This window comes from Fluviispira multicolorata, assembly GCF_009208585.1.
Lineage (GTDB): Bacteria > Bdellovibrionota_B > Oligoflexia > Silvanigrellales > Silvanigrellaceae > Silvanigrella > Silvanigrella multicolorata.
The window spans coordinates 211,148-237,687 of sequence record NZ_WFLN01000006.1 but is presented as its reverse complement, the minus strand read 5'-3'; the positions used below and the strand labels follow the sequence as shown (position 1 = coordinate 237,687).

Sequence of the window (26,540 nt, the reverse complement as noted above, 5' to 3'; positions counted from 1 at the left end):
TGTACTTATTACAAAAGATGAGTTTGTACATGCAAAGTATTGTGATAAGGTTGAGCATCTTTTACATGCATTTTTATTTGTATGTCACCCCATTTTATTAATTTTAATTTTTGTTTCATGGTCAACTTTTTCAAAGTCTTATTTCAGTTTTCTGATTATAAGTGATATGATTTTTCTAAAATATTTAATTATTTTTCAGTTCGTATCAATAAAATTATTTTTATTTTATCAAATAATATTTTGGAATTTTATTTGGAAAGGTAAAGTTTATGGCAAAAAAAATACAAATTAATAATGAAATATATAAGTATTTTAATAATGATTGGTATGAAAGTAATGACTATATTGCAATGTTAAGAGCAGAATCTCGGGCGCGTAATCCATGGATAGTACAAAAAATAAATGAAAATATTAAATATGAATATCCTTCCATACTTGATGTGGGGTGTGGAGGAGGTTTATTAACAAATGAATTGGCAAAACATAATTTTAAAGTGACTGGAATGGATATACATAATGAAGTTTTACATATAGCAAAAAAATATAATGAATCTAAAAATGTAGATTATTTATGTGGAGATGCGCACTCATTGCCATTTCCTAATGAGCATTTTGATATAATTTGCGCCTTAGATGTATTGGAGCATGTCGATGATTATTTACAGGTATTAAGTGAATGCTCTCGCTGCGTAAAGAAAAACGGTCTCATATTTTTTCATACTTTTAATAGAAATTTGTTTACAAAACTATTTGTTATTAAGGGAATGGAATATTTTGTAAAAAATACTCCGAAATATTTGCATGTATATAATTTTTTTATAAAGCCAAATGAAATTATAGAAGCATTTAGTAATTTAAATTGCAAAATTATTGAGATAAAAGGGCTTAATCCAAAAATATTTTCAAAATCTTTCGCAAAATTAGTATTTAGTGGTGAAGTAAATGATGACTTTGAATTTGTAATGTCAAACTCACTTATGTCTGGATATATTGGCTATATTAGAAAAATATAAATATTATTTTTGTAAATAATATTTATATTTTTCTAATATGTTTTCTAAACTTTATGAATCCATATTTAAGAATTTATCCTAACTTAAAGAGGTGTGTAAATTTTTTTTCTTAAATATGTTTCTAATTTTTAATTTTGAATCAGCTAAAATACTATAAAAGCACGGAACAACCATTAAAGTTAAAATAGTCGAAGAGATAAGACCGCCAATCACTGTTATACCCATATTTGTTCTTGCTTCATGGCCTGCTCCAGTACCAAATATAAGTGGAGACATTCCTACTATCATTGTTAAAGTTGTCATCATAATGGGACGAAAGCGAACATATGCAGCTTCTAATAATGCATTTTGAATACTCAAGCCTTCACTAATTCTCTGTTGTGCAAATTCGATTAAAAGAATTGCATTTTTTGTTACAAGCCCCATGAGCATAATAATACCAATCATTGAATTTATGGAGAGAGGCTGACCCATCAGTAAAAGCGCAATGAAAGCGCCTGAAAATGCAAGTGGAACGCTCAGCATTATTGAAAAAGGTCCAGTGAAATTTTCAAATTGAGCGCATAAAACCAAGAAAATAAAAAGAACTGCAAGCAATAAAGTTGAAGAAATAGTTTTAACCATTTCTTTTAGCATTTCTGAATTACCACCAAATTCATTTTTTATTCCAAATGGTTTTGTCTTTCCAATATAACTTTCTATTTTTTTTGTAATTCCAGATAGATCTTTCCCAAAATATTTTGCTTTAATGGTTAATTCTTTTTCTCCATTAATGTGATTAATGACAGAATCAATCTTAGATTTTTCAATAGTTGCAATTGTTGAAAGTAAAACAGAATCACCATTTTGAGTAGGTATATAGACACTTGCTAATGAATTAATACTTTGAGTATTTGTATTTGGTAGCATGAGTTTAATATTATAATTACGTCCATCGCTATAAAAGTTACCAACTTGTTCTCCAGAGTATAAATATTTTAAAGTATTAGCAATGTCTGTTGAAGTAACTCCTAAATTAGCAGCCTTTATTCGGTTTGGAATAACTTTATATTCATAGGTGGTATTTTCTGCATTACTTGAAGCATCTTTAATTTCTGGAAGTGTATTCACAAATTGTATAAGTTCTTTTGAATACTTTTCAAGTGCTTGGCCGTTGCTTGAAAGTAGACTGATTTGTACAGGATAATCTCTATTTCCAAAACCAACTTTTTCATCGGAATTTTGAATAAATCGTTTAAGACTTTCAGAGATTTTTTGCATAAATTGCGATTCAGTAAAATCTCTCTTTTTGGGATCAATTAATTTTATATTGAAATTAAGATCACTCGCTGTGCCTGCTTGATTTCCACCTACTCTCATAAGAACACTTTCAACACCTGGATAAGAGCGAATATATTTCTGAATTTCTTGCCCTCTTTGAATTGAAATTTGCAATGGAGTGTCTTTAGAAAGTGAATAATTAATGCGAGTGAAACTATCATCTGTATCAATATTTAATGTCATTGGGACAAATTTAAGCAATACAACACTTGCAATCAAAATTATAAGAGCTGCAAATAATGTTGACTTTTTATAATTCAATAAATATTTTAATAAAGTTTGATATTTTTCTTGTATAAGAAGGAATTTATTATCAAATAAAATTGCATATTTATTTCTTTTTGATTGACTGTGATCGATATTTTTTAGCATGCGACTGCTCATCATTGGAACAAGAGTAAATGCAACAAAGAGTGATATAAGAACAGAGGTCGTTACAGTTATTCCAAATTCATAGAAATATTTACCAACGATACCATCCATAAATGCGACTGGAATGAATACTGAAACAATTGCCAAAGTAACGGCAATAGCTGCAACGCCTATTTCACTCGTTCCATCATTTGCCGCTCTTAATGCACTTTTTCCTTGTAAACGGTGTCTGTGAATATTTTCAATGACAACTATTGCATCGTCAACTAAAATTCCAATTGAGAGAGTGAGAGCAAGCAAAGTCAGTCTATTTAAAGTAAAGTTCAGATAGTTAGCAACAATAAATGTACCAATAATTGAAGTAGGAATAGCGACCGCACATATTAAAGTGTTACGCCAATCGTGTAAGAAAATAAACACAACAAGCACAGTTAAAATCGCGGCGAGAAATAAATCAAATTCTACAGCAGAAAGTGAATCTTTAATAAAAAGAGATTCATCATAATTAATTGAAAAATGGAGTCTTTCACCATTTTCAATATTTAATTTTTCGATTTGATCACGGATATTTTTTGATATATTAACCATATTACTTTGTGATTGTTTGCTTATATAAATAAAAATAGATTGATTTCCATTGAATTCTCCATAAGAGTTTGCTTCAACAACTGAGTCGTTTACATTTGCAATATCTTCAACGCGAATAATATTATTGCTACCTAAAGTTAAAGGCATTTTTGCAATACTATCTAAATTATTTGGAATATTATAAGTAGAAACACCTGTGATGCTAGTAGGTGTTCTTAACATACCTGCCGGTAAAGTAACGATTTGATTTTGAATTTCATTTTTGATTTTAAGAGGTGAAAGTTTCATTGAATTGATTAATCCAGAGTTTAGCTCAATATGAATCTCACGTTCTTGTGCACCTATAATAGTTATTTCACCAACTCCATCAATTTTTTGTAGTAATGGCTTTAAATCAAAAATAGCATAATTTGAAAGTTCTTTTTTAGTTAGTTTGTTTGATGCTATTGATAAACCCATGAATGAATCTGATTTATATTCTGCTTTTTCTACCATTGGAGTTTCAGAGTCTTTTGGAAAAGAAATCTGACTGACTTTATTTCTTACATCTTCAACAGCTTTATTAATATTAATATCTAGGTTAAATTCAAGCTGAACATATGCTCCATTTTGAAATGCAGAGCCATACATATTTTTTATTCCAGATATTCCTTTTAAACTTTCTTCCATAGGTTTTAGTAAAAGTTCTTCAGAGGTAGAAGGATTTGATCCATTGTAGATGACTTTTACAACGACATACGATGATTCAACATTGGGATCGAGTTCGATACCAAGTTTAGGGTATGCCATTAGCCCAAAAATAATAATTAAAATATTTAAGATTGAAGCAAAGAAAGGTCTTTTAATAGAGACTTTTGATAAAAGCATAAAAAATTTCTCATTGTATTAATTTGATTTAAGATTTATTTCTAAAAAAGATCCTGGCACAAGTCGTCCTGAATAATTTTTGACTTCTGCATAAACATCAAAGGTTCTTGTACTTTGATCGATTACAGGAACAATTCTTTTTATGACTGCAATGCCTTTGTCACCTGATATAGGATTTATAACTTCAAAGTGTAATCCAACTTTCATTTGATTAAAATATGTTATGGGCATTTGAGCAAATAACATAAGATTTCTCATTTGTGTAATTTGCAGAGCAGGAGTGCCTTCGGAAAGAAAATCACCAACATTTTTAAATAATTTAGAAATGACTCCAGAGTATGGAGCATAAAGCTTATTTGATTTTAGAATAAATTCTTTGCTTTCAAGATTTGTTTGAGCATTTTTTAAATTTAATATAGCAGCTTTTGTATTTATTTTTTCATTTTCAAGCGTAACTAAATTAACAATACCATTTTTTTGCTGTTGAGTTATGCGTAATAATTTTTTTTCTTGCTGCTCAAGTAGGAGTTTTTTATTTTCTACATCAATTTGAGCTGAGCGCACATCAATAGATGCTTGCTTTTCAGCTAAAGAAGCCAATAATTGACCCTGTTTTACTTCATCGCCTGCTTTGACATAAATATTGTTAATTGTTCCTGAAGTTAAAAAACCAATTGAACTTTGGTTTTCTGCTTTAACTGAAGCAGGAATGCGTGGAGCAGAGTTTGAATCAATTGAAGTATCGATTGTGCTGCTCTTATTATCTTGAATTATATTATCTGTTTTAATATCGTCTAGCTTTTGTTTTTCGAGGTTTTCTTTGTTGGGAAGATCCGTTGGTAGTGAAACTTTATCAGAGCTACTAAATTTTTTGCAGGAATGAGTGCTTAGTATACCAAGTAAAACAAGTAATACTAATAATTTATGTTTTTTGTGTCTCATAATTCACCTTGTCAGTTTATCTTAGGAATTTCGCCTAAGGAAGCTTGTAACTTAACCCATGTTATATCGAGATTACTCCGTAGGAGTGCTAAATTTATTTTTGAATTTGTCAGTGCATTTTGTACTAAAATAAGTTCAGAAGCAGTTAAATCACCTGACTTATATTTTATTTGAGAAAGCTTTAATGCTTCTTCAGAAACCTCTACAACGGACTTTGCTTTAGATAAATTTGTATTATAATTTTTAAAATCATTATATGCTAACACTATTTCTTGATTAATTTTAAATCCAGTTTTTTCTTTTTCTATAATAAGCTTTCTTTTCTTATTAAGAGAAGACATTTGGGAGTCAGCCACAATACCACCATCCCAAATATTCCAATTAAAATTTAAGCCATATTTAATGGTCTTTTGCGGATAAAAAGAGACACTGGGGTTTTCAGAACTATTACTTTGCGAAGAATTATCATATGCGTATGAGGCAAAGAAATTAATTTTAGGAAGATATTCAAATGAAGATTGAATAAAATTACTTTTTTCAGCACTTATTTTATTTTCTAAGTTTTTAATTTCAAAACGACCATTTTTTCCTTTTTCAATTAAGACATTTAAATTTTCAATTGTTTTATTTTTTGCTTCCCAATATGATTTATCTTCAAATGCAAGGGTGATATTAGAGTTAAGAGCTAAAAATGATTTTAATTCTGCTGTTTTATTTTGCAAGTCAACGACAGCTCGGCTTAGGCTTATCTCACTTTCAATATATTTTGCTTGTAATTGTAGGAGATCAATTTTCGTTTTATTTTCATCGCCACTTTCGTAAAGTGTTTTTGTTTCGTTTAGTTGCTCACCCACCTGAGTTTGTTCTGTTCTTTTTATTTCAATATTTCTATATGCTTGCTGTGAGTTAATATAAAGTTCAGCCGCTTTTTCTCTCGCTTTAATACGTTCGCTTATAAGATCGAATTCAGCCGCTTTTCTTAATTTTGCTTTCTGATTAATTTTAAATGAATTTTGAACAATTTCTGTGATGGGCTGGGTGAGTGTTAAAGTGATATTTTCAGATTGACTCGGTTGATTTGTATTCGTGCTTTCAGTTTGTCCCGGCGCAAAACTTAAATTTGCTCTCGCATTTAGGCTTGGACCAAGATTAAAGTAAGTAAGAACTTCAGAATCTTTTAGATAATTTAATTCAGTTGCAGCGGATCTCACATCCATTGAGTTTTTATCTGCAATTTCCATAACTTGATCTAATGTGAGATTGGAAATGGAATTATTATCCATTGGTTTTTGAGCATGACAAATAGTTGTTATTAAAAATGAAAAAATTATTATAATATTATATTTTTTAAATTGCATAGTAGCAGGTTACATCTCCTAGTGAAATCATAATCTTTAGAAATACCAATGCCTTTCAAGTGGAAAAATACTTTATTCATAATATTCTTGCAATATTTTAGAATGGAATTTTATATAATACTTGTTTTAATTTAATATTAAATTATTAAAAAGTAATTATTTAGGAAAAATTAATTCTAACAAAATAAAGTACTATTATACAAACTTATTGAGTTATTAGCAAAGTAATTAAAGTTTGTCAAGAGAGTTGATTTATATTAAATTTAATTTTCTTTCAAGAATCTCTATAAGGATTTTTTGATCAATAATTTGTTTTTTAAGTTCACGAAGTTCTATTTCTTTATCCTTTAGATAGCTTTCAAAGTGAATTATTTCCTCTTTTTTTTCTTTATATAAATCATCTTTAATAAAAATATAATATTTTCCATCTCTGAACTCTGATTTGATTTTTCCTGACTTAACTTTCCTCCTCAAGGTTATCTCAGAGGTCTGTAAGAGTTGAGCTGCTTCATTGAGCTTAAGCCAATGACCAGATGCTTGAATTTCTTTGCTGCGTTGCATTAATTTTTTTGCCATTTTTTATCCTAAAAAACTGAGAATATCTTCAATTGAATAAGGTTTTTGAAAGCAAGTAAAGTTAGAGTGCATCAATTTTAATTTTTCAATGCGATTGTCTGCGCTGTCATCTCCAGTTGTAAGAATAAATTTTTCTTTAAATATTTGATTTGATAATGTTTCAAAGAAATCTATCCCATTTTCTCCATTTGATAAGAAAAGATCGCAAATAATAGCTTTTAAATCAGGGTCTTTTTTAATAATCTCAATCGCATCATTGAGATTCAATGATGTTTGAACATCTATTCCTTTTTTTCTCAGCCTACGCGCACACATCTCAAGTAAATCGGAATCATCGTCAATAATCAGGACTTTCATGCCGAGTCAATTCCTTTTTTCTGTAGTTTTTATACTTTAGCACACTGCTAGAATAGCACATTGCATGCTTTAAATATAAAGGGTACCGTAGAAAGAGGTTGTTCCCATGACATCGTTTAGAGGAAAGGAATTTACATGGGCTTAAGAGAAGATGCGCTAAATTATCATAGCAAAGGCCGAAAAGGCAAAATAGAAACAGGAATAACAAAAGAGTGTAAAAATCAAAAAGATATCACTCTTGCATACTCTCCTGGGGTTGCTGAGCCTTGTAAAGAAATCGCAAGAGATCCTTCTCTTGTGTATGAATATACAGCTAAAGGAAATTTAGTTGCAGTTGTTACGAATGGGACAGCAGTTCTTGGTTTAGGCGCAATTGGCCCTATGGCAGGTAAGCCTGTTATGGAAGGCAAGGCTGTTTTATTTAAAATTTTTGCAGATATTGATTGCTACGATATTGAACTTAATGCCAAAACTCCTGAAGAAATTATTTCAGCATGTCGAATGCTTGAACCTACTTTTGGTGGAATTAATCTTGAAGATATTAAAGCTCCAGAATGTTTTGAAGTTGAAGAGCAATTGCGAGAAGAATTAGATATCCCTGTCTTTCATGATGATCAGCATGGTACAGCAATTGTAAGTGCAGCTGCATTAATAAATGCATGTGAAATTACGGGACGTAATATTGCAGATGTGATTTGTGTTGTTAATGGCGCAGGAGCTGCTGCAATTGCATGTGCGCAAATGTATATAAATATTGGATTGAAAAAAGAAAATTTATTCTTGTGCGACTCTAAAGGAGTAGTCTATAAAGGGCGCACCGAAGGAATGAATAAATACAAAGAGAGATTTGCAAATGAAACTAAAAAAAGGACATTGACAGAAGCAATTGATGGAGCTGATATCTTCTGTGGATTGAGTGTTGCAGGAGCTGTTTCTAAAGAAATGGTTGCTAGCATGGCGAAAGATCCAATTATTTTTGCAATGGCAAATCCAGATCCAGAAATCGGACCAAGTGATATTAAATCTGTTCGTTCTGATGCAATTATTGCAACTGGTCGTTCCGATTATCCTAATCAAGTTAATAATGTACTTGGTTATCCCTATATCTTTAGAGGGTGTATGGATGTTTTATCAAGAAGAATAAATGAAGAAATGAAAATGGCCGCAGTTTATGCAATTGCTAAACTGGCTAAAGAAGATATTCCTGAAAGTGTTACTAAATCTTACGAAAGTATTTCTGGATTTGGTAGAGAGTACCTTATTCCAAAACCATTTGACCCACGTCTCTTATTAAGAGTTGCACCTGCGGTTGCTAAAGCTGCAATGGACACAAATGTTGCGCGTAAAAAAATTGATCTCGATGCTTATGTTGATCAATTGGAATCTCGTTTAGGTGTCTTGCAATCTGTTACACGAAAAATAAAACGTGGAGTGGTTGTTGCAAATAGAACAAATGGTAAAAAAATGAGGGTTGCTCTTCCTGAAGGGACCAGTCCAAAAATATTAAAAGCAGCAGAAATAGTGCGCAGTGAAGGTATTTGTGAACCAATTTTGCTTGGTAATATTAGTAAAATTAAAGAACTTATTAAAGAAGCAAAATTAGAAAAAAATCTTGATCAGGTTGCTATTATCGATCCAGCTGTTGATAAAAATACAGATATTTATGCTTCGATGTTGCTTGAAAAGCGTGCGCGTAAAGGTGTGACTCGTATGGGTGCGCAAGAATTAATTTCTGGTGATCATCATTATTATGCCGCTATGATGGTTGAATCGGGACATGCAGATGCTTTTTGCTCAGGAGTTCATCATAATTATGGCGATGCTTTAAGACCTGCCCTACAAATATTTGGTGTACAGGCGGATAAAGTTTTAGCTGGAATTTATATGTTACTTTGGAAAGAGAGAAGTATTTTTGTTGCAGACACAACTGTAAATATAAATCCTACTGCAGAGCAATTAGCTCAAATCGCAATTCAAACGCATGATCTTGCAAAAATATATCTAAGTGAACATCCACGTGTCGCTATGCTTAGCTTTAGTAATTTTGGTAGTACTAAACACCCTGAATCTGAAAAGGTTTGCAAAGCAACTGAGATTGTAAAAAAATTGCGTCCTGATATTGAAATTGATGGTGAAATGCAAGCTGATTTTGCTCTTTCATCAGAGCTTTTAGAGCGTTCATACGGATTTTCTACTCTGAAGGGCCCAGCAAATGTTCTTATTTTCCCTGATCTCACTTCTGGAAATGTTGCATATAAATTACTCGGCAAATTAGGCGGTGCAACAACTATTGGCCCAATATTAACAGGTATAAAAAAACCTGTGAATGTTCTTGCCCGCAATTGTGATATTGAAGAAATTGTTAACTTAATTACTTTTACAGTGCATAGAGCACAAAATGGAATGTGATTTTTTATATTTATAATTCTTAATACAAAAAGTCTTATTTAAATGAGACTTTTTGTATTTATGGGAGAAATTCTCGAGTTAAATTTCTTTGGGAATTGCCTAGCGCAAGAACATTATCTTCAATTCGAATGCCACCAAATGGAATGAGTTTTTCTATTAAATTCCAATTTATTTTATCAGAATAATTATTATTTTCTCTGAATTGATTTAATAATATAGGTATAAAATAAATTCCTGGTTCAACAGTAACAACAACATTTTTTTCAAGAGGCCCAACAAATCGCAATGAACTAAAAATATTTTTAGGATTTTTAGGAGCTGGGTTGCCTTGTATATCAAGTTGTTTTCCACCTATATCATGGACTTGAATCCCAAGCATATGTCCTAGGCCATGTGGAAAAAATACTTTTGTCATTCCTTCTTGCAAAGCTGTATTATAGTCTCCTGATATTTTTAAGACGCCAATATTTTCTAAAATTTCAGCTATTTTAAGATGACATTTTTCATGTAAATCTGGGAAATACAATCCCTCTTTTACTTGTGAGCAGAGTTCAAGTTGCATTGTTTCAGTTTGTTTGAGAAGTTCTTGAAAAATACTGTCGGCTTGTTTATTAGCATATGTTCTTGTTATATCTGAAGGATAATTATTAAAAGTTGCTCCTGAGTCTATTAGGAGAACTTTTCCATTTCTTCTTTTTTCACGTCCATGATAATGTAAAATAGCTCCATTTTTATCTAATGCAACAATCCCAGTATATGGAAGTTCTGAATCAACGCTTTCCATTGCCAATAAATAAGACATGTGTATTTCGTATTCAGAGGCTCCATCTAGAAAAGAGCTTTTTGCTGCATTATGTCCAGCTGCAGCAATTCTATTTGCTTCAGAAATACAATGAATTTCATAATTAGATTTGAAACGGCGATACCAATTTAAACGAGATGACATCAATTCGCAATTTATTTTAACATTATGAACTTGTGCATATTTTATTTCATTTCCAACAAAAACAGAAAAACTAAGATCTCCTAATTGAGACCAAATTTTATCTATTGAATTGACTTCTATTATTTCGAACTCATCTGCCCAATATGGATTTCCTAGTGGTTCATGGAAATGCCAAAAATCATCAGGAGAATAATAGATGAGAAGTGGTTTTTTACCAGTTTCGTATTTAACAATATGATGCGCACCTTTGGCAGGACACCAATGGGCAAAGTGTGGATTGGGCTTGAATACTGCATTTGAATCGTCTGAAAAGTAGGTAAAAGGCTCTCCTGCTCCTAAAATCAGAGAGCGATAGTTAAGTGCTTGAAGAGCTTCATTTGCATTGCTTATTCTTTGTTTAATATGCTCAGAAAATAGAGAAGTAAGACTGACCATTAAATTTCTCCTTAAAATTTATAAATGTCTTTTACAAAGAGTAATCTACTCAATTTTTTTGCAAAGAGAAATTTAAAAGTAAGAACTCTCTTAGCTATATTTTTTAGCCATGTGCTTTTGCAAGAAACTTAAGTGTAAAAGCTTTGTCAGGTGGGTTTCTTATGATATTTGCAGTCATTTGGGGTTACTTTATTAGTTTTAGAAAAAATTGCAAAAGAAATTTAAAAAGTATTGGAAGCTAAAAATGAGTCTATCGACTAAATATGATAATAGAGAAATAATTTTAAAGGCACTTCAGTCTTATAAAGAAAAATCAATTTATGGGATTTTTCAAGACTATGAAGAGCAAAAGTCTGAACAGATAGAAGTTTTACTTAGATTAAAAACTTTTATAGAAAATGAAGCAAATTGTTTTTTAAGAAGCAACCTTTGTGGACATGTCACAGGATCGGCAGTGGTTGTAAATAAAAATTTTACAAAAGTATTAATGACTTTTCATGCGAAATTGAAAAAATGGCTTCAATTGGGTGGGCATTGTGATGGTGATCATCTTATACATAATGTTGCGTTGAGAGAAGCAAATGAAGAATCTGGTTCATCCCAACTGCATCTTCTAAATTATTTAAATTTTCCAAATATACATAATTTAAATAATTTAGAAGATACTATTCCATTTGATATTGATATCCATAAAATTCCTGAGCGTGGGAATGAGCCAACGCATTTACATTATGATATTCGCTATCTCATCATTGCTGAAAATGAAAATGACATTTTAATTTCAGAAGAATCAATTGATTTAAAATGGATTCCAATAAATGAAATACATAACTATACAAGTGAATATAGTACAATTAGGCAGTTTAATAAATTAAAGATATTGATTCGATCAATAAAATAATTTAAGATCTTTCTCTGGAAAGAAGTTTATTGTGTAAACTCTAAGCCATAAAATTCAATTAAATATTAGGTGCAAAAATGAAGGCAGTGGCTTTAGATCTTGATGGCACTTTATTAAATTCAAAACATTGTGTGTCTCCTTTAGCAAAAAAAACACTCAATGAATTAGTAAAATCTGGAATAAAAATCGTATTAGCAAGTGCTAGACCTATTCAATCTGTATTGCAGATTGCACAAAATATAGGTCTTGAAAATGAAATGATGATTGGTGGTAATGGATCAATAATAGCAAAAAATGCAGATGAAATACTGTATACAAATTCTATTCTCAAAAGCGACTTGATAAATATTTTTACAAGTTTTAAGTATTTTTGCGAACAGAATCTAAAAAATGAATTGACTATGCATATATACAGTCAATTTAATTGGCTTGTTCCATACAATACTTTAAAAGCTCAAGAAGAGGCAAGAATTATTGGATTTTCTCCAAATATAATTGGTGATCAATCTTATCAAATAGACACAGCAGAAAAAATTATGGTTGTGGCTCATCCTGATCTATTAAATAATTTTTCGCAGTTTTTAAAAGAAAAAATTAAACATCTTGGAGTTGTTTTATCAAAACCAGACTCTTTAGAAATTAACGCTCAAGGTGTTTCAAAGTTCTCTGGGGTCGAAGAATATGCCAAGTTAGTGAGTTTAGGTATGAGTGATTTTATTTGCATGGGTGATGGCGATAATGATGAAAAAATGCTTAAAAATTGTGGTTTGGGTGTAGCAATGGCCAATGCATCCTTAGCGGCAAGAAATGCAGCAAAGGAAATAGCATTGTCTAATGATCAAGATGGAGTTGCTCTTTTCTTAAGAAAATATTTTTCTCTCTAATTTTACAAAGATAATTAATTAAATACTGTTGATCGAAATTCGAACTCTGTTGAAAGCTCATTTTCTATGAACATCTGTTCATAATTTCCAAAATACGTCTTCCATAAATACCATTTCTCCATTTGAGTAGAGAATTTTAAATTCTTTTAACTCTTGTGCTAGCCTTGCCCATAGTTGATCTGTTATAATTGTTCTCAACATGTTCTCTTGCTTTTGTCAGACCTAGTAATCCAACTTTTGCGAAAAACATGCTAAAATCAAGCCTTCTTTAATATTAGAGAACACACCCTATGTTAATAAATGGAAGCGATCTTTTGAATCTTGTTGATCCGCGATTAAAGCAATATATATTTACTAAATTTAAAGATAATTCAGAAACACTATCTGCTTGTTTTGAGGAACTTCTCAAGTTCCTCTACATATCATCAAAATATCCAAAACTTAAACGCACTTTTATTCCCTTGACTCAAGAAGTTGATGATATTTGGCATTCACTTATCTTACAAACAGCTTATTATCAGAAGTTATGCGAAGCTCTCCCTAGTGGCAGAATGGTTCATCATGAAAGCATTACATTTAATGATTATAAAACTGATATTCCAAGAAAAGAGCTTGTCGATGAAATGCTGCAATGGATTTCACTTTACGTTAAAAACTTTGGTGATATTGCAGAAGATCGTTTAAAGTTTTGGTTTTTCATTAAAATGATTAAACAAACTTTGAATATCACTTTAGATGAGTTGAATCGCCATGCTCGCAATGACGTTCACTTTAAAAATGATTTGGTCTTGAACTGCAGGTGAGTATGTTCACAATGTTATCTCCTTCATTAAATCCTGTGTGGAATAAAAAAGATTTTAACTCAGAGATGACGATTTTAGATGTTTTTCATCGAGCATCTCTAAAAAAATCATCTGAATTACTTATTGAGTTTAATGATCAATTTCTCACTGCACATTCTTTTTGGCAAAGAGTTCTGCAAAAATCTCATTGTTTGCAAAATATTTTTAAAAAACATTTACTACGCGATATTTTTCCAGGCGAATGTATTGCTATTTCAAGCAGTCGATCTCTTGAAACATTAAGTGACATGTTAGCCATTCTTTTTGCTGGAGGTGCTTTTGTTCCCTATGATCTGCAGAGTCCTAAAGAGCGCGTTGATTATGTATTAAATAACGCCAATGTAAAAGTTAAATTAAATCATGGTATTGCTTATTTAACCGAATGTAATTTAAAAATTTCACTTTTACATACAATAGATGAAATAAAATATGAAGATCCTGAATATTATTTAGAAAATATGACTTCACATGTTCACCCAAATCAACTTGCTTATATCATGTACACTTCAGGCAGTTCTGGTCAACCTAAAGGAGTTAAAATATCGCATAGAGCTTTGTGGCATTACTGTACGTGGTTTGGCTCATTTGATTTCATTCATAAATGCGAACGTATCGATTTTTCCACCAATTTAACCTTCGATGCTTCAATCACAACAACTTTAGTGGCACTTGCTTTTGGCAAAACAATTTCTGTATGCTCGGATGATATTAAAAATTTTCCTAGCGTCTTTTTACAATATCTCATTCAGAAAAAAATAAATTTATGCAAATGCACTCCTTCATATTTTAGATTACTTGTTAATGAGTCAAAGTCATTATTTCAGAAAATACCTCAAACAATGAATTGGTTATTTACGGGTGAAGAAATGAGTGTGAAAGATTCTGCTATGTGGCTTGAACTGCATCCCCATCATGTACTTTATAATTCATATGGCCCAACAGAAGCCACAGTTACCTGTTCGAAATTTAAAATTGATCGTAACAACATTAAGCATTTCACAACTAACATTCCCATTGAAAAAGATAGTCGTGCCTGTAGTTTTCATATCGTTAATAATAAAATGCAATCTGTCCCGCATGGTGTGAAAGGTGAACTTTGTCTTGAAGGTCCTATACTTGCTGATGGTTATTTAAATAAAACTGAAGAAACACAAAAATCTTTTGTGCATGGAAAAAGTAACAGTTTTTGGTACCGCACGGGTGATGAAGTTATGTCTACGCCTGATGGGCATATATATTATTTTGGGCGCCTTGATAGCCAAGTTAAAATAAGAGGCATACGGGTTGAGCTTGAAGAAATTAGATTTGTAATCTGTTCTTTAAATAATGTTTTAGACGCTAAAATAATTGTGCATAATAAACAAAATGCTCCAAAAATTTTTGCATTTATTGTTGTAAAACAGTCTATATCAAATGAGTCTATTTTTTGTGAGAAAATTAAGCATGAGCTTTTAAACAAAATTCCTATGCCCATTGTTCCTCAACACTTTGTCATTCTCAAAAAACTACCTATTAATATAGCTGGCAAGACGGATATTCAAGCATTACATATTTTGGCTGCAAGCTATTCATTGGCAGTGAAAAAAAAACTTGTGACAAACCCACTTGAAATGTCACTCTTGCAAATTTGGAAAGAATCTTTGCCTCCAAATAAAATGGGTATAGACACAAATTTTTTTGATTTGGGGGGGCACTCCCTACTTGCCATGCTTGTAATGGATAAAATTAATCGTCACCTAAATACCTCGCTTCCACCCAGTATGCTTTTTCAAAAGCCCACTATTCGAGAACTTGGACAAGCTATTTTTAATACACAAGTCAATCATAATCTTCATCATCTTTGTCACAATAAAAATGCGCCTGTATTATTTTTAATTCATCCGGCAACAGGCTTAGCGCATTTGTATCAAGAGTTGAAGAGTTCTTTAAAAGAAATTGATTTTTATGCTTTAAGTAATGATCGTTTTGGTGATGTTCAAAATCCTTATGCAAGCATTGAAGAGATGGCTGCTTCCTACATTCAAATTCTGAGAAAACATTGTCCTAAAGGACCTTATATTCTTGGCGGTTTTTGCACTGGCGGAGTAGTTGCTTTTGAAATGATTAAACAGCTAGAATCTCTTGCTATTACTCCTTGTGCTCTTGTTTTAATTGATAGTTTTAAATTGCAGAGTTTAGGATCGCCACAAGAGAGAGATTTGTACAATAAAACTCAATTGCATCTAAGAGGGCTTCCAGAGAATTCTCAACTCGGACAAAAAATTGTTCACGAATTAAATCATAATCAAGTTATGGTTGTAAATTATCATCAAAAATATTTAACAAGTCCTTGTCTTTTTATTGAATGTAAACATTTGCATTCAGAAGTTCAGCAAGAAAGTACTCTTCAACAGCTTAAAAAACAAAATCATGGTTGGTCATTGCCTCCAGCACGCACTTTTGTGACAAAAAGTGAAATTGATGCTTTTCACCACACTCTTTTTAGTGATGCAATGGCCGTTAGAAAAATGGGAGAAGATATTTTGCAATTTTGCATAACATTTTCAAAGAATTAATTTGGAGTTCTATTTGTGAAATCTTTTTTGAGATTAGCATTTTCTGAACCTAAATTTAGAAAATCTATGATATGGGCTGCAACAGGAACTTTTTTATTTAAATTATTTGATGTTATTCCTGAAATACTTTTGGGACTTATGATAGATATAGCTATTCGTCAGGAACAAAGTTTTCTTTTTCAATATTATTTTGCGGCAAATTATACGAGTGTTTTTTTATTAGGCGCACTGGCCTTGTTAGCTTGGTTGTTCAGCATTTTATTTCAGTTTTTAAGTTCAGTTCAATGGAAACGCACTGCAAGTTCATTACAGTTCCAATTACGTATGCAGCTTTGTCATTATATTTTAACTCATCAAAAAAAGCAGACACATTCAACTTCTGAAGCCGCAACATTACGTGATGATGATAGATTCACGAATAGAGCCATCGAAATAGTTGAATTCTTTATAAGTTACACACTGGAAGATTTTTTTAAATTGCTATTTTCAGTATTAATTGTTGCGCCTCTATTATTTATCATTGCACCTGTTTTTTTATTTTACGCCTTAATTTCTTTGTTGCCTGTTTTTTTAATTACCATTTTTCTACAAAAAAAAGCACATCCGATTTATCAATTTTCGAAAAAAAAGATGAGATTCATGTACAGAGAAATTGATGAACTGATTAGTGGTGTTTCGATTGTCAACGATTATGCACTTGAAAGTCGATTTTATAAAAAAGTAGAAATAAAAGCAGATGAGTTGAAGCAGGCAAATGATCAGGCGAACACTGTTAACTCAGCTATGATTCCTGCAACACGTATTTTTATACAAATAGGTTTAATTAGCATTCTTGTACATGGTGCAATTCTTATTTTTAACGAACAAATATCATTTGGAGCTTTTGCAGCAGCATCTTTTCTAAGTCGAAAATTTTTATTACCATTTTCCTTTTTAGGTGGACTTATTGATAAAATAGTTAAGGGGTTTGAAGGATTTAAAGATATATTAATTAAATTAAATAATTTGAGTTTTCCTTTAATCGATAAAAAAAATCCTCATTTTTCTGATTGTTTAGCAAACATTAAAATGGAAGGGAGCGGTTTTTCTTATGGATATCGAAAAATATTAAGTGAGATTAATATTGAATTTAAAGCTGAACAACTGAGTGTTATTAAGGGGCCTACTGGTTCTGGTAAGACAACTATCCTCCGTTTATTAATGCGTGATTTTACACTTGATGCAGGAAAAATTTTATATAACTCTATTAATATCGACGAACATGTACAAACAGAGTGGCGCAAAAAAATTGCTTTTGTACCTCAAAATCCAAAATTATTTACGGCAAGTATAAGAGATAATATTACACTTTTCGATTCACAATTAAATCACACTGCTTTGCAAAGAGCTTTAGACATTTCTTTAACCTCTGAGTTTGTCAATCATTTCGAAAATGGCCTTGATTCAATTGTTGGTATTAATGGCATTAAACTTTCAGGCGGGCAGATACAGAGCATTGCTCTTGCACGAGCTTTTTACACTGATGCAAAAATATTTTTATTTGATGAACCAACATCTGCTTTTGATTTAGAAAGAGAAAAATTATTTTTAGAAGTTCTTAAGAAAAATCTTAAAGGCAAGCTTGTTATTATGACTTCACATAGATTGCAGCCTATTCAAGTGGCCGATTTTTTGTATTGTTTGGAAATTAAATCCCAGATGATTTCGGCTGTTTCTCCTGTCCCAATGATAGACTTATCATAAACTAAGTAAAGCTGCTGAATCCGGCAGAAAAATTCAGCAAATTATCCGAACATTATATGGAGAATGAGTAGCGACCAAAAAATACTATAAATGTCAGCTAAATGTTGAGTAGATTATTGGTAGATAAGAGTCTCATTTTTGGAGCTTAATTTCTCCAAAAATAAATCTCAACAATGGGAGCTTCCAATGAATTGGCAAATCTAACTCATCTTCATATAACTTAATACATGCGAATTTTTTTCTCAACTTCCAGAGTTTCAAATGAGCAATGTTGAAAATTTAATAGATTTCCGATAAGATTTACGTAAAAAATTTTGTTTCTTTAGAATTAAAACTCGTTAATCTTGTTTTTAAAGTTTAACTTACCTGACAGGAACCACAATCTCCAGCACCACCACCACCGCCTGTACAGCTAGCGCGTGAACCTTCGTCACTAATTAGTTTCATAAGTAACTCAAAATTTTTGTCTTCAATAAGTTGTTTTGCGAGAGTTTCCATTTTACATTCCTCATTTTAATGTTTTAAATTCTGTCGTCAGTATAGCTTAAGAAAATCTGTTTGTCAAAAATTCGTTATACTGCCATTCCTGAGAAAATGTTTGTGACTTTAGCGAAAGAGAAAATCAATCGTAGTTTGTATGGATCCCAGGCTCAAGTCGTGGGATGACACAATTTCAAATGTTGCGATAAAACTTGCGAGATTAACAAAGTTTATGAAGAGGAGAAGATTATGCAAATCATTAATAATTGGGAAAAAAACTCCACTGTAAGAAATAAGCCAAGACGTATACTAATTAGCGACGGTTCAAAATATTTTTTTCCCATAACAGAACAACCCTTATGCCTTCATCCAATCATAATGGCATTAGGTGAAGAAATAACACGATCTATTCTTGTTCAATCTGCATACATGTTTATGCAAAATATTTTAATTAATGAGACGGAAGTTGTTTGTAAAATTGTCCAAAAAATAATACAAAAAAAACCATTTATTTCTTTGCCAGAAGAAATGTATCAAAATTTATTGACAGTAATTATTGATGAAAGTTACCATGCTCATGTTGCACATGATTTTATTAATCAAGTCGAAAATTTTACAAAAATTAAACCAATAGCATTATCTTTCGAATCAAGCTTAACACGATCTATTCAATTAGTGCTCACAACGTTACCAGAACATTGTCGATTTTATTTTGAAATCATTGCTGTTTGCATTGCAGAAAATTCTATAACAAAAGAGCTTGTTGCAACAATTAAAGACCCTGAAGTGAATATATTTTTTAATGAAATTAACGCCGATCATCTTGCTGATGAAGGTAGGCATTGTGGTATTTTTTCAGAATTACTGACTCGTCTTTGGCAAGAAATATCTGAGGATACAAAAAAAATTATTGGGCGATGTTTGCCAAACTTTATTTGTGAATATTTAAGTCGTGATATTAAAATAAAAATAGATAGAGATATACTATCGAAACTAAACTTAGAATGCGAAGAAATTGAACGTGTTTTGTATGACACACATCCCGAATACACAGTAGAATCTTTATGGTTAATTAATCCTATTGTTAAAAATATTATAAGTGTACTTAAAAAATCGGGGATATTAAATCATCCAGAAACAGCTCAAGCTTTTCAAAAAATAGGTTATGCAGAATATAAAAATCTTTTTCAAAATGAAATGCTGCAACAGGCAAAAAAATGTGAAGCAGAAGCATTTAAAAAAGTTAACACGGGAAATCTAAATTTTTTGCGATGTGCAGAACAAACATTATTACCTGCACAACAATTACATCATTTTATATTGCTAAATGTTGATATTACAGCTAATGTATGTCGAGAATTTATTTTGTCTTATATATATGATGTCATGAATGATTCTTCTGAAGAAAATAGTGCAAACGAATTTTTAGACCGAAACTGCATTTGGCTTCAAAAAATTCCTATATGCATCACTGCATCAGAAAGTTTTGTTACAGAAAGTAATCGTCCTGAAATTTTGCAATTACATATTTTTCCAAAAGGCACGAAGCACTTGCAAATAAGCGCCCATTACAATTCTAAATACTATGATGCAAAAAGAATTGAAGAATTTCTAGAGAATGTTTCTTACTATTTAACCACTGCCTTAAATAACCCAACTTATCATTCTAAAAATCTGCCACTTGTTTCTCTTAAACAAAGAGAACTTTTTCTTAAACAGGCAAAAGAAAATTCTATAGACACTAACAATAAAGAAACAATTATATCTCTGTTTGTAAAACAGGTTGCAAATCATCCACAGCATATTGCTGTGACAAGTGAATTTAAATCAATCACTTATCAGCAACTGGATCATTTATCTGATATTGTTGCCTATAACTTACAAAAATCAGGTTTAAATTGCGGTTCAATTATTGCTGTTATTCATGAGCATACCTATGTATATATTCCTATTATATTTGGAATTATGAAAGCAAAAATGGTTTTCTTGCCGCTATCGCCTCAGGAAACACAATCCAGATTGCAAAGTATTTTACATGAAGCAGAAGTAAGCTTTGTAATCACTGATGTTGAATCTCTTTCCCACATACTTACAGATTTTACTTGCCTGCTTTCTTCACAAATTATACATAGCACTTTAGAAAATATTTCTACTCACTTTTCTCGCTATAAAATGCAATTAACAGCAAACGAGTTGGCCTATATTATTTACACCTCTGGGTCTAGTGGCTTGCCTAAAGGTGTTATGATTGCGCATGGGGCTCTCGTTTGTTTTGCAAAATCGGCCGCAAAAACATTTCCTATCACAAAGGAAGATCGTATTTTACAATTTTGTTCTTACAATTTTGATGCTTCTTTAGCAGATATTTGTGCTTCGTTAATTTCAGGAGCAAGCATATGCTTGCGCACTCAAAATATATTGAATACAAGTGCTCACTTTTTTGAAATATGCCAACAATATAAAATAACCATACTTAATTTACCTGCAACACTATGGGGCCAACTGGTGCATGATCTTTTTGCCTTTTCACTAAAACTTCCTGATAGTTTAAAAACAGTTGTCATTGGTGGAGAATCACTCGCACCCGCAATTCTTGAGCAATGGTTTCAATTTAAACCTTCAGGTATTCGACTTCTTAACACCTACGGACCAACTGAAGCAACAATAGCCGTAACTGCGTGCGAACTTGATAACTATGTTGCATTTTATGCGCGCGAAAAACTCATAGGCCAACCTTTTACGCATGCATTATTATACGTACTCGACGATTATTATCGGCTTGTGCCAATTGGCGTTAGTGGTGAACTCTACATTGGAGGTTTAGGAGTGAGCCGTGGATATTTCAAACGTCCAAACCTCACAGCAAAATCTTTTTTACAAGATTTAAATACGATGAATAAGGATTTACCTAAAACTGGGCCTGTTTATAAGACAGGTGACAGAGTGCGATGGGTGAATGAAAATACACTTGAATTCTTGGGGCGAAGTGATAGACAAATTAAAATTCGTGGATTTAGAATTGAATTAAGTGAAATTGAATGTGTGTTAAATAAGCATGCTCTTGTTGCTAGTAGTATTGCTATTTACAATCAAAATGCACTCATCCCTTATATTGCAGCCTTTGTTCTTCCTAATATTTCTGAAATCAATGCAAAAATAAAAATAGAATATTCTACTCTAAAGACATCAATTCAAGATCACATTAAACAAAACCTACCAGAATACATGCAACCAGCACGTCTGCAATTTGTTGAAAAATGGCCTGTTACCATACAAGGAAAAATTGATACAAATCAATTAATTGATTTGCTATCTACAGAAAAAAAACCTCAGAGTAAAAACAATAGTGAAAGTCAATGCAATGAAAAAAAATCTTTAGAATTGGTATTGGCAAACCTTTGGAAAAAATTGCTCGGTGTTCAAGAGATTAATGCAGAAAGTCATTTTTTTTATTTAGGTGGACACTCATTGCATGCTATGCGTTTGCTGGCTTTAATAAATCGTGAAATTCAATCACAACTCACTGTCCGAGAAATATTAGAAAATCCAAATTTTAGTTGCATGTTAAATGTCATTCAACAAAGTATTGGAGGAAAGCGCTCTATTGAACAAATTCAATCAGGGTCTTTTTTTGGACCACTTAGTTTTGTACAAGAAGGTCTGTGGATTCTTAATTATCTGCAAAGTGAAAAAAGTATAAACTATAATGTTGCCTATGCTCTGCATTTAAAAGGTGTCCTTGACACTGTTACTTTAGAAGAATCTGTCAACCGTATTATAGAAAGACAATGGATTTTACGCAGTATCTTTAAAAGAGATACAAATATAACTCAAAACGTATTACCAATATCTCATGTTATTTTGAAACCTGAGATAATTACCATTGAGCAATTTAGAGAATTTGCTGTCATAAATGCTCGTACGCCATTTCACTTATCAAATAATCCACCTTTAACATTACGATTATTTCAAATTCATTCTGAGCATTTTATTTTATTTGTAAATCATCATCATATCATTCACGATGCTTCATCAATAAATATTTTTATTAAAGAATTAAGTACTATTTATGAATCAATTTTAACTAAAGTAGAATATAAACTTCCCAAGATTTTGCGTCAGTATGTAGACTATGCACTGTGGCAAAGATCACCCAAAAACATAGAGGCAACAAAAAGTTTGGACTATTGGTGTCATCAATTAAAAAATTACAAACCAATTTGTTTGCCTTTTCGAAAATCCAACGTGCATCTAAACTCATCTTCTGGTCACACCTATTATTTTTCAATCGATGAATCTATCACTCAAAAATTACGCAATATTTGTAGCCATCACGATTGCACTTTATTTGTTGGTTTATTGACAATTATGAATCTTCTTTTGCATCGCTATAGTGGTGAAAATGACATTGCTTTTGCTTCTGTCATTTCAACTCGAGATCATCACATTGATGAACATTTAATGGGTATGTTTCTAAATGTCGTCTTATTAAGAAATAAAATATATGTTGGTGATTCTTTTGTAGATCTTTTAACACCAATTAAAAAAACATTATTTGATGCAACAATTCATCGCTTCACACCATTAGAACTCATTAATCAATCGATGCATTTACAAAGACTTGCATTTTGTCACACCTTGGTTGATATAAGTGTGAATTTTCATCATTTCGATGAAAATTTCGCAAAATTTGTATCTCAAAATATGAATAGCGAAATTGAATTCATCGATAACAAAACAGCAAAATTTGGCCTTTCATTTGACATTTATGTACGCAAAAAATCATTAGATATAAAAATAGAATACTGTACCGATCTTTATGATCTTTCATCGATAGAAAAATTTTCTGAAGAGTTCCTTTTTTTGACAAAATCGGTGATTGAAATATAATCGGATTCAGTGAATCAAAAAAGTGTCAAAACAAGGAAAGGGCAAAGGACAATGAAAAAATTTATTTTACTTATTCTCTTAACACTCGTTTCAATGAATTCATACGCTACAGAGCTAAAGAGCTTTGCAAAAACATGCAATAATTTTATTATATATAAAGCAAGTCTTAGCGCTGTTTGTACGGCAGAAAATGGTGCAAGATATAACACCTCACTTCGTTTGAGAGGCATTAATAATAGCAACGGTGTACTCACTGCAGATGCTGATAGTCATGTTATGAGTAAATTTCATACAACTTGTACCAAAACGGGAGTTGATTCAAACGGTGTATTAGCTGCTAGTTGCAAAAATTCCAAAAATGCGTATGTATGGACTTTTATTGATTTAAATCCCTTGCTGCGTAACTTCAACGGGACTCTCGTTTATCCATCAACTTACAACTGAATCGTTTGCGCAAATACATTAGTTTTGTTATCTTCTCTACAATATTTTTATTCTACAATTTTACAGATGGAGAGTTATGCCATGATTGAACTTGCTAATTTGGACAAACTGACTCGTGAAAAATGGGAACAAAATTCATTTTTAGAACATGGACAGACTGCATTTTCAGAAGAAAGTTCTTATTTAAAATCTCTTGCAGAGATAACTCCATGGGTTACCTATGAAAAATACATGCAAGCAAAATTAATTGCTGCTGTTGCGGGTCAAGTAGGATTACTACACATTAAATTTCCGCCAGAAATGGCTGAAGACAACAGAATTCATACTCACCTTTATACAGACAGACTCGTAACTGTTATTAAAGGTTTTGGATATTTCTTGATTGCTCCATTTGGCGAACCAATTAAGAGTATTTCTGTTTCTGTTGGCGACAGAGTGTGGATGCCTAGAGGCGTTCGTCACACATGGTATTCAGGAAAAAGTGGCCTCGTGGTAGAATCTATTCACAATCCTTTTATTGCTTTTGATGATCCAGATATTCTTGTGTACGATGAGGATCTTGGCTTTATTGAAATCATGCCAGACGGTTCATTTATTGAGAAAAAACTTGCTGGTGATATTTCAGGAAAACTTTATCAGTTTAATGCCAAAGAACGTTGCATTGGGCAATAGTCCAACAAACACGAAAGCAATTATTTAGCTAAATAATGCCACTTTTATAAGTTTATAAGGATATGAATCTTGATAAACCAAGCCAATTTATTATTATATAAAGATCAGGGCTACCTACTTATTCCTGACTTCGCCTCCTCAGACGAATGTCGTGCATTACAAGGGCATGCTGCAGCATTGGTTGCAGCGTTTAATCCTACTACCGATCCAAGATGTCAATGGAACGCAAGTTTACCGGTAAATCATGTGTCCGCCGATTATTTTCTTGAAAGTTTGAATAAGGCCAGCATTTTTTTTGAGTCCAGCACAATAACAGCTGATGGGCACATGCTGTGCGATAAAATGAAAGCAGTAGTAAAGATTGGTCATGCTTTGCATGACTATGATCCTATTTTTAAATTATTTACTCATTCATTACGAATGAATCAATTAGTGAAAGCTTTAGGTTATAAAAAACCACTCATTGCTCAATCCAGATACTTTTTTAAATTACCTGGAGTTAAAGGTGCCATACACCCTCATCAAGATTCCACAGTTGTTTACACGGAGCCCCTTTCTTGTTGTGCTATTTGGATAGCTCTTGAAGATGCAACAGTTGAAAATGGCTGCATGTGGATTATTCCAAGGTCACATCATGATGGACTGTTAGGTCGTGTGCTTAGTGATCCTGCTGCGGTCTATGGCAGACGTTTTCTTAAATTAGGTAACATACCACCTTGGAATGATTCTTTATTTGTTCCTCTTGAGGTTAAAGCGGGCACTGCTGTGGTTATGAGTGGTGAACTTATTCATCAGAGCAAAATAAATAAGTCAAACTTCTCAAGACAAGCTTATGCACTCCATTTTATTGAAGGTTTTTCTACTCACAGATATGCAAAAGATAATTGGTTACAAAGGCCAGGGGGCTTTGGAGAACTCCTAAATTTGCAATAAATATAAAATTGGCATTTGTAATTCTTTCGAATTTTATTTTTTTTCAAACTTTGATACATACCATGATGTTAAACCTGCTGTAACTAAAACAGTAAATACAATCAATAAAGAAACCCAGCTAGGTATTTTTATATAATCGATTAAAATCATTTTTATACCAATAAAAAGCAAAATAGTTGCAAGTCCCGGCTTTAAATAGCGGAGTTTTACTATCCATTCTGCAAGAACAAAGTACAAGGCTCTTAATCCTAGTATAGCAAAAATATTTGAAGCAAAGGCAACAAAAGCATCTTTTGTTACTGCAAATACAGCAGGGATTGAGTCTACTGCAAAAACAAGATCTGTAACTTCAATAGCGATTAAAGCTAAAAAAAGAGGCGTTGCTTTATTTATCCCTTTATCTATAATAAAAAAATTGGCACCATGAAATTTATCTGTTGTGGGAATTATTTTTTTTAAAAACCAAATAGATAAACTTTCTTTTAGATTACTTTTATCTTCTGATTTAAATAGCAATTTAATTCCAGTAACAATAAGAATAAGCCCAAAAAAGTATAATATCCAGTGAAATGAATTGAGCAAATGAGCTCCAAGAATAATAAACAAAGCACGCATAACAATAGCGCCTAAAACACCATAAAATAAAGCTTTGTGCTGAAGTTGTGAAGGTATATTAAATGAACTAAAAATAAGCAGAATAATAAAAAGATTATCAATGCTAAGGCTTTTTTCTACTAAATAGCCCGTTAAAAACTCAATGCCTAATTGAGTTCCAAATGAGTATGCGAACCATGCATTAAAACAGAGGGCGAGGGCAATCCAAATTCCGCTTTCGATTAAAGCAATTTTAGTTCTACTCTTTTTATGCCCCTTAGAAAATAGACTGAGATCGATGAAAAGTAAAAATAAAATTGCAATGCTAAAAGATAACCATAGCCAATTTGGAACAACAGAAATATCTGAAAAAAATGTTTTCATTTTATCCTATCCATAAATGAGACAGTGATTTTAGA

General features: G+C 31.8%; 19 protein-coding genes. 11 read left to right on the top strand and 8 right to left on the bottom strand.

From position 1 onward, the window contains the following. The first annotated feature begins 269 nt into the window (after positions 1-269). Positions 270-1,013 carry a bifunctional 2-polyprenyl-6-hydroxyphenol methylase/3-demethylubiquinol 3-O-methyltransferase UbiG gene (ubiG, locus tag GCL57_RS07390; RefSeq protein ID WP_152212716.1) on the top strand — a complete coding sequence of 248 codons (744 nt, stop codon included), beginning with the start codon at positions 270-272 and terminating at the stop codon, positions 1,011-1,013. A gap of 78 nt (positions 1,014-1,091) precedes the next feature. Here ubiG and GCL57_RS07385 read toward each other — a convergent pair whose 3' ends face one another. The 5 genes from GCL57_RS07385 to GCL57_RS07365 form a co-directional block, all read right to left on the bottom strand. Further along, positions 1,092-4,160, bottom strand: a complete 3,069-nt coding sequence (locus tag GCL57_RS07385) for an efflux RND transporter permease subunit (RefSeq protein WP_152212715.1) — start codon at positions 4,158-4,160, stop codon at positions 1,092-1,094. An 18-nt stretch (positions 4,161-4,178) separates the two neighbouring features. After that, positions 4,179-5,102 carry an efflux RND transporter periplasmic adaptor subunit gene (locus tag GCL57_RS07380; RefSeq protein WP_152212714.1) on the bottom strand — a complete coding sequence of 308 codons (924 nt, stop codon included), beginning with the start codon at positions 5,100-5,102 and terminating at the stop codon, positions 4,179-4,181. A gap of 11 nt (positions 5,103-5,113) precedes the next feature. Further along, positions 5,114-6,460 carry a TolC family protein gene (locus GCL57_RS07375; RefSeq protein ID WP_152212713.1) on the bottom strand — a complete coding sequence of 449 codons (1,347 nt, stop codon included), beginning with the start codon at positions 6,458-6,460 and terminating at the stop codon, positions 5,114-5,116. A gap of 252 nt (positions 6,461-6,712) precedes the next feature. Further along, on the bottom strand, positions 6,713-7,036 hold the full coding sequence (locus tag GCL57_RS07370) for a helix-turn-helix domain-containing protein (protein WP_152212712.1): 324 nt from the start codon (positions 7,034-7,036) through the stop codon (positions 6,713-6,715). Between the two features lie 3 nt (positions 7,037-7,039). Further along, complete coding sequence (locus tag GCL57_RS07365) at positions 7,040-7,393, bottom strand: response regulator (protein ID WP_152212711.1); 354 nt, start codon at positions 7,391-7,393, stop codon at positions 7,040-7,042. Positions 7,394-7,528: 135 nt separating this feature from the next. Here GCL57_RS07365 and GCL57_RS15070 point away from each other — a divergent pair, with 135 nt between their 5' ends. After that, entirely contained in the window at positions 7,529-9,802 is a 2,274-nt protein-coding gene (locus GCL57_RS15070; protein WP_152212710.1) for an NADP-dependent malic enzyme, read from the top strand. Between the two features lie 58 nt (positions 9,803-9,860). Here GCL57_RS15070 and pepQ read toward each other — a convergent pair whose 3' ends face one another. After that, entirely contained in the window at positions 9,861-11,183 is a 1,323-nt protein-coding gene (gene pepQ, locus GCL57_RS07355) for a Xaa-Pro dipeptidase (RefSeq protein ID WP_152212709.1), read from the bottom strand. A 244-nt stretch (positions 11,184-11,427) separates the two neighbouring features. On the opposite strand from pepQ, the gene GCL57_RS07350 reads away from it, so the two are divergent. The 5 genes from GCL57_RS07350 to GCL57_RS07330 all read left to right on the top strand — a co-directional run bounded on the left by GCL57_RS07350 (position 11,428) and on the right by GCL57_RS07330 (position 18,108). Next, complete coding sequence (locus tag GCL57_RS07350; RefSeq protein WP_152212708.1) at positions 11,428-12,084, top strand: NUDIX hydrolase; 657 nt, start codon at positions 11,428-11,430, stop codon at positions 12,082-12,084. A 77-nt stretch (positions 12,085-12,161) separates the two neighbouring features. Beyond that, positions 12,162-12,968 (top strand): Cof-type HAD-IIB family hydrolase, encoded by an 807-nt coding sequence (locus tag GCL57_RS07345; RefSeq protein ID WP_152212707.1) that lies wholly within the window; start codon positions 12,162-12,164, stop codon positions 12,966-12,968. Between the two features lie 290 nt (positions 12,969-13,258). Next, positions 13,259-13,771 (top strand): hypothetical protein, encoded by a 513-nt coding sequence (locus GCL57_RS07340; RefSeq protein ID WP_152212706.1) that lies wholly within the window; start codon positions 13,259-13,261, stop codon positions 13,769-13,771. Positions 13,772-13,773: 2 nt separating this feature from the next. Further along, positions 13,774-16,365, top strand: coding sequence for a non-ribosomal peptide synthetase (locus tag GCL57_RS07335; RefSeq protein ID WP_152212705.1), 2,592 nt, complete (start codon positions 13,774-13,776; stop codon positions 16,363-16,365). A 15-nt stretch (positions 16,366-16,380) separates the two neighbouring features. Continuing rightward, positions 16,381-18,108 carry an ABC transporter ATP-binding protein gene (locus GCL57_RS07330; protein ID WP_152212704.1) on the top strand — a complete coding sequence of 576 codons (1,728 nt, stop codon included), beginning with the start codon at positions 16,381-16,383 and terminating at the stop codon, positions 18,106-18,108. Between the two features lie 357 nt (positions 18,109-18,465). Here GCL57_RS07330 and GCL57_RS14785 read toward each other — a convergent pair whose 3' ends face one another. Continuing rightward, positions 18,466-18,606 (bottom strand): hypothetical protein, encoded by a 141-nt coding sequence (locus GCL57_RS14785; RefSeq protein WP_161597651.1) that lies wholly within the window; start codon positions 18,604-18,606, stop codon positions 18,466-18,468. A gap of 231 nt (positions 18,607-18,837) precedes the next feature. On the opposite strand from GCL57_RS14785, the gene GCL57_RS07325 reads away from it, so the two are divergent. The 4 genes from GCL57_RS07325 to GCL57_RS07310 all read left to right on the top strand — a co-directional run bounded on the left by GCL57_RS07325 (position 18,838) and on the right by GCL57_RS07310 (position 25,527). Then, complete coding sequence (locus tag GCL57_RS07325; RefSeq protein WP_152212703.1) at positions 18,838-23,478, top strand: non-ribosomal peptide synthetase; 4,641 nt, start codon at positions 18,838-18,840, stop codon at positions 23,476-23,478. A gap of 51 nt (positions 23,479-23,529) precedes the next feature. Beyond that, entirely contained in the window at positions 23,530-23,922 is a 393-nt protein-coding gene (locus tag GCL57_RS07320) for a CVNH domain-containing protein (protein WP_152212702.1), read from the top strand. Positions 23,923-24,003: 81 nt separating this feature from the next. After that, a complete protein-coding gene (locus GCL57_RS07315) occupies positions 24,004-24,594 on the top strand; it encodes a cupin domain-containing protein (protein WP_152212701.1) in 591 nt (196 codons plus the stop codon). A gap of 69 nt (positions 24,595-24,663) precedes the next feature. Beyond that, positions 24,664-25,527 carry a phytanoyl-CoA dioxygenase family protein gene (locus tag GCL57_RS07310; protein WP_161597650.1) on the top strand — a complete coding sequence of 288 codons (864 nt, stop codon included), beginning with the start codon at positions 24,664-24,666 and terminating at the stop codon, positions 25,525-25,527. A gap of 33 nt (positions 25,528-25,560) precedes the next feature. On the opposite strand, the gene GCL57_RS07305 is transcribed toward GCL57_RS07310, so the two are convergent. Further along, complete coding sequence (locus tag GCL57_RS07305) at positions 25,561-26,505, bottom strand: TerC/Alx family metal homeostasis membrane protein (protein ID WP_152212699.1); 945 nt, start codon at positions 26,503-26,505, stop codon at positions 25,561-25,563. Positions 26,506-26,540 lie beyond the last annotated feature (35 nt).

Excerpts from the sequence above, each read along its gene's own strand:
- ubiG (WP_152212716.1), top strand. The coding sequence starts at position 270 with ATGGCAAAAAAAATACAAATTAATAATGAAATATATAAGTATTTTAAT.
- GCL57_RS07385 (WP_152212715.1), bottom strand. The coding sequence starts at position 4,160 with ATGCTTTTATCAAAAGTCTCTATTAAAAGACCTTTCTTTGCTTCAATC.
- GCL57_RS07380 (WP_152212714.1), bottom strand. The coding sequence starts at position 5,102 with ATGAGACACAAAAAACATAAATTATTAGTATTACTTGTTTTACTTGGT.
- GCL57_RS07375 (WP_152212713.1), bottom strand. The coding sequence starts at position 6,460 with ATGCAATTTAAAAAATATAATATTATAATAATTTTTTCATTTTTAATA.
- GCL57_RS07370 (WP_152212712.1), bottom strand. The coding sequence starts at position 7,036 with ATGGCAAAAAAATTAATGCAACGCAGCAAAGAAATTCAAGCATCTGGT.
- GCL57_RS07365 (WP_152212711.1), bottom strand. The coding sequence starts at position 7,393 with ATGAAAGTCCTGATTATTGACGATGATTCCGATTTACTTGAGATGTGT.
- GCL57_RS15070 (WP_152212710.1), top strand. The coding sequence starts at position 7,529 with ATGGGCTTAAGAGAAGATGCGCTAAATTATCATAGCAAAGGCCGAAAA.
- pepQ (WP_152212709.1), bottom strand. The coding sequence starts at position 11,183 with ATGGTCAGTCTTACTTCTCTATTTTCTGAGCATATTAAACAAAGAATA.
- GCL57_RS07350 (WP_152212708.1), top strand. The coding sequence starts at position 11,428 with ATGAGTCTATCGACTAAATATGATAATAGAGAAATAATTTTAAAGGCA.
- GCL57_RS07345 (WP_152212707.1), top strand. The coding sequence starts at position 12,162 with ATGAAGGCAGTGGCTTTAGATCTTGATGGCACTTTATTAAATTCAAAA.
- GCL57_RS07340 (WP_152212706.1), top strand. The coding sequence starts at position 13,259 with ATGTTAATAAATGGAAGCGATCTTTTGAATCTTGTTGATCCGCGATTA.
- GCL57_RS07335 (WP_152212705.1), top strand. The coding sequence starts at position 13,774 with ATGTTCACAATGTTATCTCCTTCATTAAATCCTGTGTGGAATAAAAAA.
- GCL57_RS14785 (WP_161597651.1), bottom strand. The coding sequence starts at position 18,606 with ATGGAAACTCTCGCAAAACAACTTATTGAAGACAAAAATTTTGAGTTA.
- GCL57_RS07325 (WP_152212703.1), top strand. The coding sequence starts at position 18,838 with ATGCAAATCATTAATAATTGGGAAAAAAACTCCACTGTAAGAAATAAG.
- GCL57_RS07320 (WP_152212702.1), top strand. The coding sequence starts at position 23,530 with ATGAAAAAATTTATTTTACTTATTCTCTTAACACTCGTTTCAATGAAT.
- GCL57_RS07315 (WP_152212701.1), top strand. The coding sequence starts at position 24,004 with ATGATTGAACTTGCTAATTTGGACAAACTGACTCGTGAAAAATGGGAA.
- GCL57_RS07305 (WP_152212699.1), bottom strand. The coding sequence starts at position 26,505 with ATGAAAACATTTTTTTCAGATATTTCTGTTGTTCCAAATTGGCTATGG.